This is a genomic window from Pseudomonas sp. GW821-FHT01E05 (assembly GCF_059422425.1).
In genome coordinates this window covers 302,607-319,417 of the sequence record NZ_JBWKWW010000005.1, presented here as the reverse complement: position 1 = coordinate 319,417, position 16,811 = coordinate 302,607, and the positions used below count along the sequence as shown (strand labels likewise).

15 protein-coding genes are annotated in these 16,811 nt (G+C 59.6%); 9 read left to right on the top strand and 6 right to left on the bottom strand.

Annotated features, from left to right (window positions below; translation table 11 throughout):
- The first annotated feature begins 38 nt into the window (after positions 1–38).
- The gene (locus tag AC07W5_RS13285) at positions 39–914 is read left to right on the top strand and encodes a LysR family transcriptional regulator (protein ID WP_494993246.1); all 876 of its coding nucleotides are present in this window, start codon (positions 39–41) and stop codon (positions 912–914) included.
- A gap of 23 nt (positions 915–937) precedes the next feature.
- Here AC07W5_RS13285 and AC07W5_RS13280 read toward each other — a convergent pair whose 3' ends face one another.
- Positions 938–2,014 carry a GGDEF domain-containing protein gene (locus AC07W5_RS13280; RefSeq protein WP_495023637.1) on the bottom strand — a complete coding sequence of 359 codons (1,077 nt, stop codon included), beginning with the start codon at positions 2,012–2,014 and terminating at the stop codon, positions 938–940.
- Positions 2,015–2,364: 350 nt separating this feature from the next.
- Here AC07W5_RS13280 and AC07W5_RS13275 point away from each other — a divergent pair, with 350 nt between their 5' ends.
- The 8 genes from AC07W5_RS13275 (at position 2,365) to AC07W5_RS13240 (ending at position 9,232) form a co-directional block, all read left to right on the top strand.
- Positions 2,365–3,213 carry a transporter substrate-binding protein gene (locus tag AC07W5_RS13275; RefSeq protein ID WP_494993245.1) on the top strand — a complete coding sequence of 283 codons (849 nt, stop codon included), beginning with the start codon at positions 2,365–2,367 and terminating at the stop codon, positions 3,211–3,213.
- A 195-nt stretch (positions 3,214–3,408) separates the two neighbouring features.
- The gene (locus AC07W5_RS13270) at positions 3,409–4,071 is read left to right on the top strand and encodes an amino acid ABC transporter permease (RefSeq protein WP_494993244.1); all 663 of its coding nucleotides are present in this window, start codon (positions 3,409–3,411) and stop codon (positions 4,069–4,071) included.
- 8 nt (positions 4,072–4,079) lie between these two features.
- Positions 4,080–4,742, top strand: a complete 663-nt coding sequence (locus AC07W5_RS13265; protein ID WP_494993243.1) for an amino acid ABC transporter permease — start codon at positions 4,080–4,082, stop codon at positions 4,740–4,742.
- Positions 4,739–5,551 (top strand): amino acid ABC transporter ATP-binding protein, encoded by an 813-nt coding sequence (locus AC07W5_RS13260; RefSeq protein WP_495023566.1) that lies wholly within the window; start codon positions 4,739–4,741, stop codon positions 5,549–5,551. The genes AC07W5_RS13265 and AC07W5_RS13260 overlap by 4 nt, the downstream gene beginning before the upstream one ends.
- 40 nt (positions 5,552–5,591) lie before the next feature.
- Positions 5,592–5,981 (top strand): RidA family protein, encoded by a 390-nt coding sequence (locus tag AC07W5_RS13255; RefSeq protein WP_495023565.1) that lies wholly within the window; start codon positions 5,592–5,594, stop codon positions 5,979–5,981.
- A gap of 164 nt (positions 5,982–6,145) precedes the next feature.
- Entirely contained in the window at positions 6,146–6,910 is a 765-nt protein-coding gene (locus AC07W5_RS13250) for an IclR family transcriptional regulator (protein ID WP_494993368.1), read from the top strand.
- A gap of 39 nt (positions 6,911–6,949) precedes the next feature.
- Positions 6,950–8,167, top strand: a complete 1,218-nt coding sequence (locus AC07W5_RS13245) for an amino acid deaminase (protein WP_494993240.1) — start codon at positions 6,950–6,952, stop codon at positions 8,165–8,167.
- A 129-nt stretch (positions 8,168–8,296) separates the two neighbouring features.
- Complete coding sequence (locus tag AC07W5_RS13240) at positions 8,297–9,232, top strand: sugar kinase (RefSeq protein ID WP_495023564.1); 936 nt, start codon at positions 8,297–8,299, stop codon at positions 9,230–9,232.
- 144 nt (positions 9,233–9,376) lie between these two features.
- Here AC07W5_RS13240 and AC07W5_RS13235 read toward each other — a convergent pair whose 3' ends face one another.
- From AC07W5_RS13235 to AC07W5_RS13215, 5 genes are all read right to left on the bottom strand, one after another.
- On the bottom strand, positions 9,377–9,652 hold the full coding sequence (locus AC07W5_RS13235) for a peptidylprolyl isomerase (protein WP_007932676.1): 276 nt from the start codon (positions 9,650–9,652) through the stop codon (positions 9,377–9,379).
- Positions 9,653–9,706: 54 nt separating this feature from the next.
- Positions 9,707–12,244 carry a hybrid sensor histidine kinase/response regulator gene (locus AC07W5_RS13230; protein WP_495023563.1) on the bottom strand — a complete coding sequence of 846 codons (2,538 nt, stop codon included), beginning with the start codon at positions 12,242–12,244 and terminating at the stop codon, positions 9,707–9,709.
- Between the two features lie 158 nt (positions 12,245–12,402).
- A complete protein-coding gene (locus AC07W5_RS13225) occupies positions 12,403–14,358 on the bottom strand; it encodes an acetoacetate--CoA ligase (RefSeq protein WP_495011446.1) in 1,956 nt (651 codons plus the stop codon).
- Positions 14,359–14,447: 89 nt separating this feature from the next.
- The gene (locus tag AC07W5_RS13220) at positions 14,448–15,221 is read right to left on the bottom strand and encodes a 3-hydroxybutyrate dehydrogenase (RefSeq protein ID WP_494993236.1); all 774 of its coding nucleotides are present in this window, start codon (positions 15,219–15,221) and stop codon (positions 14,448–14,450) included.
- Between the two features lie 7 nt (positions 15,222–15,228).
- Entirely contained in the window at positions 15,229–16,620 is a 1,392-nt protein-coding gene (locus AC07W5_RS13215; RefSeq protein ID WP_494993235.1) for a GntP family permease, read from the bottom strand.
- Positions 16,621–16,811: the final 191 nt, after the last annotated feature.

Here is a 16,811-nt window from a genome sequence, read left to right as displayed (position 1 = left end):
GAAGATGAGCTTTTCATTACCTTTGAGCTAATCAAGTTATGGATATACGCCATTTTCGCTACTTTCTAGCCGTTGCCCGGCAGCGCAATTTCACCCGTGCCGCAGAGCAATTGGGCATCGCGCCGCCGACCTTGACTCGACAGATTCAGGACATGGAAAGCGCGCTGGGGACTCGATTGTTCCTGCGTCAGCAGCGCGAGGTCAGTCTCACCGAAGCCGGCGCTGTCCTGGTGATCGAGGCCGAGGCGACGGTGCGTCAGTTCGAGTTGGCCCAGCACAGTGCCCAGCGGGCCGGGCGCGGTGAAATCGGTCATATCGAATTGGGTTATGTGGCGTCGGCGGTGTACTCAGGCTTGCTGCAAAAACAGGTACTGGGCTTTAGCCGTGAATACCCGGATGTCAGCCTGAGTGTGCGGGAAAGTCCGATGGCGGCGTTGCCGGGGTTAGTCGCTGACGGGCGTTTCGACATAGGCTACATCCGCTCGCCCATGACCTTGCCCCAGGAGCTGGAAGCGATTCACCTGAATGCCGAGGGCTTTGTTCTGGCGCTGACGGCCGAGTCCTGGTTGTGCCGTTTGCAGGACATCACGCCTGAGCATTTGCAGAACCAGACGTTTATCCTCCCCGAGCAAATCAGCGGGACCTTGCAGGTCGCGGCGCAAGGCGGTTACGCGCCGCAATTGGGGCCGCAACCGGGCGGGCTGGTGGCGGTGATTGCGCTGGTGTCGTTGGGGCAGGGCGTGGCAGTGGTGCCCGAGTCGGTAGTCGGGCACATCAGCTTGCCGAACGTGGTGTACCGGCCAATCAAAGGCAGCGAGGCTGGCTCCTGGTTGTCGCTGATCCATCGCCGCTTCGAAAAGGCCCCGGCGGTGGCGCGTTATATCGAGCGGGTCAAAGGCAGTCCCGGTGGCTGAGGGACCCAAAGTACAGGCGGCATTCACTGATAAAACGTATACCGATCCTTGCCCGTATGCTTTGACTCATACAGCGCCCGATCGGCCTTGATCAGTGCCAGATTCAAGGTGTCGTGCTCTTCGACCCGCGCAAGGCCCATGCTGATGGTCACCGGGTGGCCGGTCGGTTCATCGCGCACCACGCGGCAAAGGTTCGCCGCCAGTGTTTCGACGTCTTCGCGACGTACACCGGACAGGTAGACTCCAAACTCTTCACCCCCCAGACGGGCGTACTCGAAGTCGGCCATCACGGTCTTGATGGCGGCGGCGACGCGCTTGAGCACTTCGTCACCGATGTCGTGGCCGTACAGGTCATTGACCTTCTTGAAGTTGTCGACATCAATCATGGCCAGGTAGTGATCGCGCTGGCGCGGTCCATGTTCCAGTTGATTGTTGGCGGCGGCCATGAACGAGCGACGATTGGGGATGTCGGTCAGGGCATCGACGTAAGCCTGGTCGAGCAGAAGCTTCGACATGATGTAGTTGTGCAGCTTGGCCTGACGCAGTTTGAGGAAGGTATAAAGCGTCAGCGCGGTGAGAAACACCCCATAGAAGAACACCATGGTGCCCTTGAGTTCGAATACCGAGGTGTTGGTCATGAAGAACGGGTTGAGGACGACCCAGGTGAGCAGGGTGGCGCCGAAGAACGACCATCGATTCAATGGCAGCACCGAAGCACTGTAGAGAATGCTCGATGCCGCCAGGATCAGCCAGCCGGGGTGCAGGTCCATGGGCAGGCCCTCGATCACCAGGCGAACGCCGAGGGTTATCACCAGCACAAAGACCAGGTTGATCCACTGGAAGTGTCGGGCGTTACGGGTGAAGCCCAGGGTGATAGAGATGACCACCAGAGCGATGAGGAACATCATCGAGTAGACACTGAACCCCTGACCGCCGCGCACGCTGACGATCAGGTCGAAGAGCAGCCAGATGGAAATGCTCGCCATGTAAATCAACACGCAAAAGCCGTGCAACCGTTCGAAATCATCCTGGGCGAATTCAGCCTTGAGGGCCGCGGGTGTAGATTGTTTGAGGACTTGCGCTTCAATGGTCTTGAGCATTGCTGGCCCAGGCTTTGCGGTGGTGGTCGAGAATCCGCTTGCTTCAGGGACGATAGCGCAACTCGAAGAGGGTTGTCGTGCGCTGACGTCTTCGGACCACTGCCCGCTTTTGACCTGCCTCGCCCTCATTTGTGGCCCCACTACCCGCGAGCTGTAGCCAACGGTAGCGTTCATTCTGTGTGCCTTTCGTGACACGTTCCGGGCACGTTCCCTCATCCCGTTGATTCAAAACACTTTTCAATCCCTCCAGGATTTCTGGCACAGGCTATGGCACACTTTCTGCTGTCTATTCCGTTGTTACATACTAAGTTCCGGTATAACGGAATACACATCACCCTGGAGTGCTTGTCATGCATCACCGACCTTCCTTGTTTAAAGCGTGTGTTTTTCTCTTCGCTGCTGTGACGTCTGCTGTGGGTGTCGCGCAAGCGGCGGATAGCAAGCTCGATAGCGTGTTGAAGCGCGGGCATTTGATTGTGGGCACGGGCAGCACTAACGCGCCGTGGCATTTCCAGGGTGCGGACGGCAAGTTGCAGGGTTTTGATATCGATATCGCGCGGATGGTCGCCAAGGGTTTGTTCAATGACCCGAGCAAGGTCGAGTTCGTGGTGCAGTCCTCCGATGCGCGGATTCCGAACCTGCTGACCGACAAGGTCGACATGAGTTGCCAATTCATCACCGTAACCGCCAGCCGTGCGCAGCAAGTGGCATTCACCTTGCCGTACTACCGCGAAGGCGTCGGTCTGTTGCTGCCGGCCAACAGCAAGTACAAAGAGATCCAGGACCTGAAAGCGGCTGGCGACGGCGTAACCGTTGCGGTGCTGCAAAACGTGTACGCCGAAGAGCTGGTGCATCAGGCGCTGCCCAAGGCCAAGGTCGATCAGTACGACAGCGTCGATTTGATGTATCAGGCAGTGAACTCTGGCCGCGCCGACACGGCAGCCACCGATCAGTCGTCGGTCAAATACCTGATGGTGCAGAACCCCGGCCGCTATCGCAGCCCGGCTTACGCCTGGAGCCCTCAGACCTATGCCTGCGCAGTCAAACGCGGCGATCAGGACTGGCTGAACTTCGTCAACACGACTTTGCATGAAGCCATGACCGGCGTTGAGTTCCCGACGTACGCGGCGTCCTTCAAGCAGTGGTTCGGTGTCGATCTGCCTACCCCGGAAATCGGTTTCCCCGTCGAATTCAAATGAAAACTACTGCGGGCTTCGCGCAAAATACTGCGTTGAAAACAGACTCGAAATGCTCATTGACTAGTCAAGTCGGGTGCGACCCCAGCCGTTTCTCGCCTGTTCTCGCCTTGTCTTTCCTTCGCTCGCTACGTTTCCAATTGTTTTAATGCGCAGCGGGGTGGCGCTGGTCGCGCCCCGCTCAAGGTACTGCTGACCATGAACTATCAGTTGAACTTTGCCGCCGTATGGCGTGATTTCGACACCTTGCTGGCGGGGCTCGGACTGGGCCTGGAGCTGGCGCTGGTGTCGATCGCCATCGGTTGTGTGATCGGCCTGATGATGGCGTTTGCTTTGTTATCCAGGCATCGCTCGCTACGGGCCATGGCGTCGGTGTATGTGACGGTCATCCGCAACACGCCGATTCTTGTGTTGATTCTGTTTATCTACTTTGCCTTGCCAGGTCTGGGTATTCGGCTGGACAAGGTCCCCTCGTTCATCATCACCCTGTCGCTGTACGCCGGGGCGTATCTGACCGAAGTGTTCCGCGCCGGATTGCTGAGTATTCCCAAGGGCCAGCGCGAAGCCGGGTTGGCGATCGGTTTGGGTGAGTGGCAAGTACGGGCCTACGTCACGGTGCCGGTGATGCTGCGCAATGTACTGCCGGCGCTGTCGAACAACTTCATTTCGCTGTTCAAGGACACCTCGCTGGCGGCAGCGATTGCCGTGCCGGAGCTGACCTATTACGCGCGCAAGATCAATGTCGAGAGCTACCGGGTCATCGAAACCTGGCTGGTGACCACTGCGCTCTATGTCGCTGCCTGTTACCTCATTGCCATGCTGCTGCGTTACCTGGAGCAGCGTCTGGCGATTCGTCGTTAGGAGGGCTCATGTACGAATCTCCAAGTTGGTTGCACGAGTTGTGGGTCGCTCGCGATACCTTGTGGTCGGGATTTTTGACCAGCGTTGAGTGTTCAGTGCTGGCGATTCTGCTCGGCACCTTGGTCGGCATCGTCGCCGGGCTGGTGCTGACCTACGGCAAGTTCTGGATGCGTGCGCCATTTCGCTTTTACGTCGACCTGATCCGCGGCACACCGGTGTTTGTCCTGGTGCTGGCTTGCTTCTATATGGCGCCGGCGCTGGGTTGGCAGATCGGTGCGTTTCAGGCCGGTGTTCTGGGCCTGACGCTGTTCTGCGGTTCCCATGTCGCCGAAATTGTGCGCGGCTCATTGCAAGCGTTGCCGCGCGGTCAGATGGAGGCGAGCAAGGCTATTGGCCTGACGTTTTACCAGTCTCTTGGCTACGTGCTGTTGCCTCAGGCACTGCGGCAGATCCTGCCGACCTGGGTCAATTCATCGACCGAGATCGTCAAGGCTTCGACCTTGCTGTCGGTGATTGGTGTGGCCGAGATGCTGCTCAGTACCCAGCAGATAATCGCCCGGACCTTCATGACCCTGGAGTTTTACCTGTTCGCCGGTTTTCTCTTTTTCATCATCAACTACGCCATCGAATTACTCGGCCGGCATATTGAAAAGCGGGTGGCTTTGCCATGACTCAAGCTCAAGTTTCGATTCAAACCCTGTCGAGCCCAAAAGAAGCCCAGGCCCTGCTGAGCATTCGCGGGCTGCACAAACAATATGGCCAGCTCGAGGTACTCAAGGGTGTTGACCTGGAAATGCAGCGCGGCAACGTGGTTACGCTGATCGGCTCCAGCGGCTCGGGCAAGACCACGCTGCTGCGTTGCGTGAACATGCTCGAAGAGTTTCAGGGCGGGCAGATCATGCTCGATGGCGAGTCCATCGGTTACGACGAGGTCAATGGCAAGCGTGTACGGCATCCGGAAAGGGTCATTGCCCAGCATCGGGCCATGACCGGCATGGCGTTCCAGCAATTCAATCTGTTCCCGCACCTGAGCGCATTGCAGAACGTCACGCTTGGGCTGCTGAAGGTCAAAAAGCTGCCGAAGGATCAAGCGGTCGCGCTGGCTGAAAAGTGGCTGGAGCGCGTTGGCTTGCTGGATCGGCGCGACCACTATCCGGGCCAATTGTCCGGAGGTCAGCAACAGCGCGTGGCGATTGCCCGGGCGATTGCCATGAACCCGAGCCTGATGCTGTTCGACGAAGTGACCTCGGCCCTGGACCCGGAGTTGGTGGGTGAAGTGCTGAGTGTGATCAAGGGCCTGGCCGAGGACGGCATGACCATGTTGCTGGTCACCCACGAAATGCGCTTTGCCTTTGAAGTCTCGGACAAGATCGTTTTCATGAATCAGGGTCGCATCGAAGAGCAGGGGCCACCCAAAGAGTTGTTCGAGCACCCGCAATCGCCGCGACTGGCGGAATTCCTCAAGAACACTCGATTCTAGTTTTTATATTCAACTTGGTTTTTTAGCAGGAGAAACATCCATGAGCATCACTCGTTACGGCACCGGTAGCACCGCCGGTGGCGGCCAGCCACGTCCTTTCGCCCGCGCAGTCGAAGCCGATGGCTGGTTGTATGTGTCTGGCCAGGTCCCGGCGGTGGATGGCGAGATCATCATTGGCGGGATCATCGAGCAGACTCACCAGACCATGCGCAACTTGATCGCCATCCTCAAAGAGGCCGGTTATGGCCTGGAAGACGTGGTGCGTACCGGCGTATGGCTGGAAGATCCACGGGATTTCTGGAGTTTCAACAAGGTGTTTTCCGAGTACTTCGCCAGCGAACACGCCCCGGCGCGGGCCTGCGTGCAGGCGAACATGATGGTCGATTGCAAGGTTGAGATTGATTGCGTTGCGTACAAGAAGAAGGCCTGAACACTGATGATCGTTCCCACGCTCTGCGTGGGAATGCATCCCGTGACGCTCCGCGTCACATCCAAAGCGGACGCAGAGCGTCCATGGCGGCGTTCCCACGCGGGAGCGTGGGAACGATCATTAGCGGTAAACTCCCCGGTGAATTTGAATGGGAATCCACTGACATGACCGAAGACACCATCAAGCGCCGGGCTCGCGGGTTGGACCGGGCGTTCGATATCCTCGATTTCCTCAAGGAAATCGGCCAGCCACTGCGCCCCAACGATATCGCCAGCGGCATCGGCAGCCCGAAGTCCACCGTCTATGAACTGGTTGCATCCCTGCTCGAACGACGGATTCTCGAGCCGGTGGGCAAGGACGGTCATGTCTATCTGGGCCGCCAGCTGTACTTCCTCGGTCAGGCGCACTTACGTCATTTCGACCTGACCCGCGAGGCTGACCACGCCTTGCAGGAAATCGTCAGCCAGACCCGTGAGACCGCACAAATGTGCCTGCTCAACGGGCGCAAATACACGGTCGCGCTGATGAAAGAAGGTGAGCGGCATTTTCGGATTTCCTCGGACATCGGCGAGAACGCGCCGATCCCCTGGACCGCCTCCGGGCGTTTGCTGCTCAGCCATTTGAGCGATCAAGAGATTGTCGACCTGATCGATCACGACGACTTCATCCTGCCCGACGGTGAGCGCTTGCCGCTGGAAAACTTCCTCAAGGAAATTCGTCAGGCCGGCATCGATGGGTTCTTTTCCTTCGACAGTGTGGCCGACACCTTTACCCATTGCTTCGCCGCACCGGTGAAGGACGAGCGCGGCATTTGCATTGCAACCCTGTGCATCGTCGCCCCGCGGGCCGATGCCAAGAACAATTACAACGACTACCGCCGGGTGCTGATCGACAGCGCGAACAACCTGGCCCGTCGCATCAACGAATAGCAGCGGTTGCTCGCGGCCGCGATTGTGAGGAGTTAGATCATGCCTTCTACCTTGAATATCGCTGCCGTGGAGAAGGGCGCCGCCCAGCCCGGTGTCAACCTGGTGCGCGACGTCAGCCTGCCGGCTCTGGTGCTGCACCGTGATGCGCTTGAGCACAACATTCGCTGGATGCAGGACTTTGTCAGCAACAGCGGCGCAGAGCTGGCACCCCACGGCAAAACCAGCATGACCCCGGCGCTGTTCCGTCGTCAGTTGGCGCAGGGCGCCTGGGGCATCACCCTGGCCACCGCCGTGCAGACCCGTGCGGCCTACGCCCATGGCGTGCGTCGGGTGCTGATGGCCAATCAATTGGTCGGCGCACCCAACATGGCGTTGATCGCCGAGTTGCTGGCCGATCCGCAGTTCGAATTTCACTGCATGGTCGATCACCCGGACAACGTCGCCGACCTCGGGGCGTATTTCGCCGAGCGCGGTGTGCGTCTGAACGTGATGATTGAATACGGCGTGGTTGGCGGCCGTTGCGGTTGCCGCAGCGAGCAGGAAGTGCTCGATCTGGCGAAGGCCATCAAGGCGCAACCGGCGCTGGCCCTGACCGGCATCGAAGGTTACGAAGGGGTGATCCACGGCGATCAGGCCGTGAGCGGGATTCGTGAGTTTGCGGCCTCTTTGGTCCGCCTGGCGGTTGACCTGCAAGACAGTGGCGCCTTCGATATTGCCAAGCCGATCATCACCGCTTCCGGTTCTGCGTGGTATGACTTGATCGCCGAATCCTTTGAGGCGCAGAACGCCAGCGGACGTTTCCTCAGCGTGTTGCGCCCCGGCAGTTATGTGGCCCACGACCATGGCATCTACAAAGAAGCGCAATGCTGCGTGCTGGACCGTCGAAGCGACTTGCACGAAGGCTTGCGCCCGGCGCTGGAAGTCTGGGCCCACGTGCAATCATTGCCGGAGCCGGGTTTTGCGGTGATCGCTCTGGGCAAACGCGATGTGGCGTACGACGCCGGTTTGCCGGTACCGCTATTGCGATATCGGGCGGGTGTGGTACCCGCCAGGGGCGACGACGTCAGTGCCTGCAAGGTGACCGCGGTGATGGATCAGCATGCGTTTATGACTGTGGCTCCCGGTTGCGAATTGCGCGTGGGCGACATCATTTCCTTCGGCACCTCGCACCCGTGCCTGACCTTCGACAAGTGGCGCACCGGCTGTTTGGTGGATGAGCAGTTGAATGTCATCGAAAGCATGGAAACCTGTTTCTAAGGTTCAACACCGAGTCGCAGCCATCGCGAGCAAGCTCGCTCCTACAGGAGATCACCTACCCCTGCAGGAGCGAGCTTGCTCGCGAAGGCGGCCTGCCAGACGCCGCAGAATCATCGGAGCTCTCCAAACATGAATACCATCAGCAATCTCGGCCCCAACCCTCCGCGCATTGCACTGATCGGCGAATGCATGATCGAGTTACAGCAGCGCGCTGACGGCAGTCTGCAGCAAAGCTTTGGTGGTGACACGCTGAATACTGCGGTCTATCTGTCTCGCGAATTGGGCGATGCGGCGACGGTGGATTACGTCACGGCCCTGGGGGATGACAGCTTCAGCGAGGCGATGTGCCAAAACTGGGCTAGCGAAGGTATTGGCCTGAGCATGGTCCAGCGCCTGCCGGGGCGCTTGCCCGGTTTGTATTGCATCCAGACCGATGCCCAGGGCGAGCGGCGCTTTCTCTATTGGCGTAACGAAGCGGCGGTGCGTGACTGCTTCACCACGCCTGCGGCCACGCCGATTCTGGCGGCATTGCCGGACTACGACGTGCTGTATTTCAGCGGTATCACCTTGGCGGTGCTCGGCGTGCAAGGACGAGAGAAGTTACTGGAGACCCTGATTGAAGCCCGGCAACAGGATGCGCGAATAGTCTTCGACAACAATTACCGGCCGCGCTTGTGGGCATCGGTCGAGGATGCGCAGACGGCGTATCGCAGGGTATTGCCGTATGTCGATCTGGCGTTGCTGACGCTCGATGACGAGCAGGCGCTGTTCCGGTTTTCCGATAGTGCAGCCGTGTTTGCCGCCTATGAGCAGATCGGCATCCCGGAAGTGGTGCTCAAGCGCGGCGCCGAGGCGTGTTTGATCCGTTGTGAAGGCGAGTATTTTGAAGTGCCGGCGCAGGTGGTCGAGCGGGTGGTGGACACTACGGCGGCGGGGGACTCGTTCAGTGCAGCGTATCTGGCCAGCCGGCTCGGCGGTGGTAGCCCGGTGCAGGCGGCAGAGGCTGGGCATCGGTTGGCGAGCCGGGTGATTCAAGTACCGGGGGCGTTGATCCCTAGAGATTAGGCTGGGAATGGCCGCCTGCTGCGCATTCGGATCGCGAGCAAGCCCGCTCCCACACTGGATCGCATTCAACTGCCAGATCCATGGTCGACGCAGGTCTAATGTGGGAGCGGGCTTGCTCGCGATGAGGCCCTTGAAGACACCTGATCAATCCCGATAAAACACCTGCACCAGGTGATAGCCAAATTTGCTCTTGATCGGCCCATGCACGGTGCGCAGCGGTTTTTTGAAGATCACTTGATCAATGGCCCCGACCATCTGTCCTGGCCGCACTTCACCCAGGTCGCCGCCGCGTTTACCGGAGGGGCAGGTGGAGTACTTCTTGGCCAACACGTCGAACGCTTCGCCTTTGGCGATGCGTTGCTTGAGTTGTTCGGCCTCTTCGGCCGTTTTCACCAGAATATGGCGGGCTTGAGCTTTCATGGGGCATTACCTTGAAGCGGTGCTGTCAGCGGGGCGCGCGATTATGCCCGAAACTCAGGTTTTCTGGCTGATCATCGTGCGAATCTTGTTGGCCAGCAGGTCGATGGAAAACGGTTTGGCGACCATGTCCATGCCGTTCTCAAGAAACCCTTGGCGTTCGAGGGCTTTTTCGGCGTAACCGGTCATGAACAGCACCTTCAGTTCGGGTCGATACTGGCGGGCGATTTCTGCCAGTTGTCGGCCATTCATGCCCGGCAGGCCGACGTCGGTCACCAGCAGGTCGACCCGCAGGTCGGACTCCAGCAGTGGCAGTGCAGCTTTGGCGTCTTGAGCTTCATGGGTGCTATACCCCAGTTCATCGAGCACATTGAGTACCAACATACGCACCGCCGGGTCGTCCTCCACCAATACCACTGTTTCACCAGCAATGGCTGGTGGCGTTTCCTGGGGGGCGATTGCCTGGATCTGCTCCACTGGCGCAAGGTAAAGCCGGGGCAGATACAGGCGCACGCTGGTGCCTTGGCCCGGGAGGCTGGTAAGGCTGACATGGCCACCGGATTGCTGGGCAAAACCATAGATCATCGACAAGCCCAGGCCGGTGCCCTGACCGATGGGTTTGGTGGTGAAAAACGGCTCGAACGCTTTGGCCAGCACCGAAGGGCTCATGCCGCTGCCGTTGTCGCTGACGCCAATCATCACGTAGTCGCCGGCCTTGACCGGTTCCAGGGTGCTGATGTCAGTCCCGTCCAGGTAGCTGTTGGAGGTTTCGATCAGCAGTTCGCCGCCATTGGGCATGGCATCGCGGGCGTTGATCACCAGGTTGAGCAGGGCATTTTCCAGTTGGCTGACGTCGGTGCTGACCGGCCAGACTTCGGCCGCCATCTGTAGCTTGAGTTCGATGTGATCGCCTTTGGTCCGGCTGAGCAGGTCTTCCAGCGAGTGCACCAACTGATTGGGGTCGATGGGTTTGCGGTCCAGCGATTGCCGTCGGGAGAACGCCAGCAGCCGATGGGTCAGGGCCGCTGCGCGGTTGGCGGAGGACACGGCGGCGTCGGTGAAACGGCCAATCTCGGCGCTGCGCCCATCAGCGATATAGCGCTGCATCAGATCAAGGCTACTGATGATCCCGGTAAGCATGTTGTTGAAGTCATGGGCAATGCCGCCGGTGAGCTGGCCGACGGCTTCCATTTTCTGCGCATGACGCAACGCGTCTTCGGCGCGCTCGCGTTCGATCATTTCGTTTTGCAGTCGCTGGTTGGTTTCGGCCAGTTCCCGGGTCCGGGCGGCGACACGCTCCTCCAGTGTTTCGTTGAGGTTACGCAGGGCTGCTTCGGTCCGTTTGCGCTCGGTTTCATCGATCACAAAAATGTAGAAGCCATTGATCGCGCCGTCGGCAGCGTAGCGTGGCAGATACTTCATCAACGCATGGCGCGGGCGACCGTCACGGTGAAAGGACTCGGCCTCGAAGCTGCAAGGTTTACCGGCCAGGGCAGCAGCGATCTGCTCGGCGCGGTCGGCGTAGAGCTCGTCGCCGATCACTTCGCGAATGGTTTTGCCATACAGCTCTTGTGGGGTCATGCCGTACCAGTCCAGGTACGCGGCGTTGTTCAGCCGAAAGCGCTCTTCGCGATCGACATAGCCGATCAGCACCGGCATGGCGTTGATGATTAATTGCAGCTCGGTCTGGCTTTGGCGTAGCGCTTGCTCGATCTGTTTGCGATCCGTCAGGTCCAGCGCGGCACCGAGGAAGCGGGTCGGCCGGCCATGGTGATCCTTGTAGCAGCGTCCCCGGGCAAACACCCAGCGCAGCTGGCCGTCGGGTTGCAGCAGGCGGTATTCCTCGGAATATTCGGTACCGTGGGTGATGCAATGTTTGATGCTGCGGGCGAGCATGGCGCGATCTTCCGGGTGCACACCGGCCAGGTATTCGCTAATGGGCAGTTGATCGGCCAGCACCGGATTGACGCTGTGCAACTGGGCAAAGTGGGCGTCGGCAATGAAGCGGTCTTCACGGATATTCCAGTCCCAAGTGCCCACGGCACCTGCGGCAGCCAGTGCCAGCTGCAGCCGTTCTTCGGACTCGTGCTGGGCCTTGATGCTGGCTTCGGAGCGCATTTTCAGTTCCAGCGCGACCCGGCGACGTTCATTGGTCTGGATGGCGGTGACCAGAATCCCGGCGACCAGTCCTTGTTCGTCGCGGATTGGGCTGTAGGTCAGGTCGAGCCAGAGCTCGGACTTGCGACCAAGGTGTTGCAGGTTAAAGCGCTGTTCGCTGTAGGTTCGCACCTGGCCTTGCAGGACGGCGTTGTAAATGGGGGCTGTGAAGTCTTCGAGTTCCGGCCATATCAAGTGCGTCGGCTGTCCGAAAGCCTGCGGATGCTTGTGGCCGGCCAATAGGGCGAAGCCGTCGTTGTAGATTTGCGTGAGCTGCGGCCCCCACAGCAGCAACATTGGCATGGGCGAATGAATCACGATATCCACGGCCGTGCGCAGGCTTTGCGGCCAGTTGGAGGGAAAGCCCAGGGGGCTGTGCGCCCAGTCCAGCCGCGCAATCAGTGCCTGGGCTTCACTGTCGGTGGACGATTCATTCATCTGAGGGGTCCTGAATGGGGGCCTGATCTTTTTGCTGCTTCCACGCAATAGACGTTTAATACCTCAAAAAGTCGCATTAATGGGTGACTTCTATTCAATCGGATATTTCGCGGGCAAGCCCGCGAAAGCCATTTTTCAGGCGACGGGAAGCCCGGATTCTACACCTTCAACTCCACCCGATCCCGAAACTGCTCCAATGCCTCTGGATTGGCCAGAGCATCGGTGTTTTTCACCGCCAACCCGTGCACCACATTCTTCACTGCCAGTTCAACAATCTTGCCGCTGATGGTGCGCGGAATATCGGTGACGGCGAGGATTTTCGCCGGCACGTGCCGCGGCGTGGTGTTGGCGCGGATGACCTCGCGAATGGCTTGCTCAAGCGCTTCATTGAGTTCAACGCCTTCACGCAGTCGTACAAACAGCACCACTCGCACATCGTCCTGCCAGCTCTGGCCAATGGCGACGCTTTCCACGACCTGCTCGATTTTCTCCACTTGCCGGTAGATTTCCGCGGTGCCGATGCGCACGCCGCCGGGGTTGAGCACCGCGTCGGAACGGCCGTGGATCATTACACTACCGTGGGGCAACTGTTCGGCATAGTCGCCCTGCGCCCACACTCCCGGGAACTGGCTGAAATACGAGGCGCGCAGTTTTTCCTGCTGCGGGTCGTTCCAAAAGCCGATTGGCATGGCCGGGAAGTGGCGGGTGCAGACCAGTTCACCTTTCTCTCCGACAATCGGCTGGCCGGCGTCGTTCCATACTTCGATGGCCATGCCCAGGCTCTTGCCCTGCATCTCTCCACGGCGTACCGGTTGCAGCGGATTGCCGGCCACAAAACACGAAACGATATCGGTGCCGCCAGACATCGACGACAGACACAGTTCGCTTTTGATCTCGCGGTAGACATAGTCGTAACTGTGCGGTGACAGCGGCGAGCCGGTGGACAGCAGGCTTTTGAGACTGCTCAGATCGTGGCTGCGACGCGGTTGAACGCCGGCGCTTTCCAGGGCCGCAAGGTACTTGGGGCTGGTGCCGAATACGCTGATCTGTTCACTGTCGATCAGGTCGATCAGATGTTCCGGTCCCGGATGAAACGGTGAGCCGTCGTACAGCACCACGCTGGCGCCAACGGCCAGTGCCGAGACCAGCCAGTTCCACATCATCCAGCCGCAGGTGGTGTAGTAGAACAGCCTGTCGTCGTGACCCAGGTCAACGTGCAGCCCGTGCTCCTTGACGTGTTGCAGCAGTACGCCGCCGGTGCTGTGGATGATGCATTTCGGTACACCGGTGGTGCCGCTGGAGTAGAGGATGTACAGCGGATGTTCAAAGGGTACGGCAACGAATTCGGGCTCGCCGCCCGCCTGATAGAAGTCACTCCAGATCGCCACATTGGCCGTGGTCCGGAAGTCCTCGACGCGCGCCTGACCTCGCGCGTAAGGCACGATGATCAATTGCTGCAGCGACGGCAGGCGTTCGAGAATCTCGTTGACCTTCGCCGTCTGGTCGATCTCTTTGCCCGCATAGCGATAGCCGGCGCAGGTGATCAGCACCTTGGGTTCGATCTGACCAAAGCGATCGATCACTCCCTGGGTGCCGAAGTCCGGCGAAGAGCAGGACCAGATCGCCCCCAGGCTGGTGGTGGCGAGCATGCCGACCAGGGTTTGCCAGGTGTTGGGCATGCAGGCGGCAACCCGGTCGCCAAGGCCGACGCCGGCCGCTTGCAGGCTCTTTTGCAGACCGGCGACATGGCTGGCCAGGTCGGCGTAGGTGAGCTGTTCGCGCTGACCATTCTCGCGGATGGCGATCACCGCCGGGTACTTGTCACGGCGACGCAGCAGATGCTCGGCGAAGTTCAGCGTGGCGCCGGGGAACCAATGGGCGCTGGGCATCTGTGGGCCTTCGACCAGCACTGCGGTAGGCGCTGCGTGAAATTCGATGTCGAAGAAATCGACGATGGCCTGCCAGAAGTCTTCGCGCCGATCGATGCTCCATTGGTGCAAGGCCGGGTAGTCGGCGATTTCAAGATCGTGTCGGTGATTGATGAAGCGCCGAAAGGTCTCCATCCGGGTCTTGCTGATTCGCTCGGCGCTGGGTTGCCACAAGATTTCGGACATAGATCGCCTCTTGTTTTTTAGAATGTGCCTAACAGATCGTTCCCACGCGGAGCGTGGGAACGATCATATAGTTGAATCAAATTAAGGTCTTACTGCGCCAACCACCCGCCATCGACATTCCACGCTGCGCCACGCACCTGGCTGCCGGCGTCACTGCATAAAAATAGCACCAGCTCACCCAGCTGCGGTGGCGTGACGAACTCCAATGAGGGCTGCTTCTCGGCCAGCAGATCATGTTGCGCCTGCTGCGGATCGACACCTCTGGCTGCGCGATCATCGATCTGCTTCTGCACCAGCGGGGTCAGCACCCAGCCCGGGCAAATGGCGTTGCAGGTAACGTTGCTGGTGGCGGTTTCCAGGCCGACCACCTTGGTCAGACCGATCACCCCGTGCTTGGCGGCGACATAAGCGGCCTTGCCCACCGAGCCAACCTGGCCGTGCACCGAGGCGATATTGACGATCCGCCCCCAGCCTTTGGCGCGCATACCCGGCAGGCTCAGGCGGGTGCTGTGGAATACGGATGAAAGGTTGATGGCGATGATCGAGTCCCAGCGTTCCACCGGGAAGTCCTCTACGGCGGCCACATGCTGGATGCCGGCGTTGTTCACCAGGATGTCGACGCCGCCGAATTCGCGCTCGGCATAGGCGATCATCTCGGCGATCTGTGCCGGGTCGCTAACGTCGGCCGGATGATGGCCGACCTTGCCCCCGAACTGCCTGACCTCGGCAATCACCGCACTGGCGTCGCCGAAGCCGTTGAGGATCAGGTCGGCACCGGCCTTGGCCAGGCTCAGGGCCAGCCCTAAGCCAATGCCGCTGGTGGAACCGGTGACTAGCGCGGTCTTGCCCGTAAGATTCGTCATAGATGCCTCACACAATGCCAGTGGCGTAGAAGGTTCCGATTACCATGAAAACTGCCAGGGTCTTGATAATCGTAATGCAGAAAATATCTTTATAGGCCTCACGGTGGGTCAGTCCGGTGACCGCCAGCAAAGTAATCACCGCGCCGTTGTGCGGCAGGGTGTCCATTCCGCCGCTGGCCATGGCCGCGACCCGGTGCAGAACTTCCAGCGGAATATTGGCCGCATGGGCGGCGCTGATGAAACTTTCGGACATCGCCGCCAGGGCAATGCTCATACCGCCCGATGCCGAGCCGGTGATGCCCGCCAGCAGTGTGACCGTGATGGCTTCATTGACCAGCGGATTGGGAATGCTCTTGAGCCAGTCCGCCAGCACCAGGAAGCCTGGCAGCGAGGCGATCACGGCGCCGAAGCCGTATTCCGATGCGGTATTCATCGCGGCCAGCAGCGCGCCGCTGACTGCACTTCGGCTGCCTTCGGCGAGTTTTCCGCGGATCGCCTGGAAGCCGAAGATCAGCACCATGATGATGCCCACCAGCAGTGCGGCCTGGACTGCCCAGATCGCCGTGAGCTTGGCGATGTCGGTTTGCACTGGTGCGGACATGCCCGGCAGGCTGAGGCTGTGGGTCTTGCCATACCACAGCGGAATCCAGCGAGTGAACAGCAGGTTCATCAGGCCCACCAGCAACAGCGGCGAGAGGGCGATCCATGGGTTGGGCAGCTTGAGGTCTTCAGCGGTTTGCGGCTCATTGAGCAGCTCTGTGCCGTAGCCTTCGCCAGTGTGTTGGGCCTTGTTGCGCTGGCGTTGCAGAAACAGCATGCCGGCGCAGAAAACGAAGATCGCTCCGATCACGCCGAGCCAGGGGGCGGCCCAGGCGGTGGTGTTGAAGAAGGTGCTGGGGATGATGTTCTGGATTTGCGGGGTGCCGGGCAGGGCATCCATGGTGAAAGAAAACGCGCCGAGGGCGATGGTCGCCGGGATCAGCCGTTTCGGGATATTGCTCTGTCGGAACATCTCGGCGGCAAACGGATAGACCGCGAACACCACCACGAACAGCGACACGCCGCCGTAGGTCAGCAGGGCACAGACCAGCACAATGACCAGCATCGCCTGACGAGTACCGAGCAAGCGAATGGCGGCGGCGACGATTGATCGCGAGAAACCGGACAGCTCGATCAGCTTGCCGAACACCGCGCCGAGCAGGAACACCGGGAAATACAGTTTGATGAAACCGACCATTTTCTCCATGAACACCCCGGTAAACGCGGGGGCGACGGCGGAAGGATCAGTCAGGAGTACCGCGCCGAGGGCGGCAATTGGAGCAAAGAGGATAACGCTGTAGCCACGGTACGCCGCGAGCATTAGCAACGCGAGGGCTGCCAAGGCAATGATCACACTCATGGTGTGTCTCCTGGATTGTTATTTTTGTAGGGCGAAGCTTTTGTGGCTGTAGGTATAGCCAGTTTCGTGCCATCGATCTAACTGGTTGAAATAACTGGTTTTTTTACCCGTGGTTTTCCAGAGGGAGGAGTAGGTGTCTCTAATTAGAGACGAATAACCCGATCGTTCCCACGCTCTGCGTGGGAATGCAT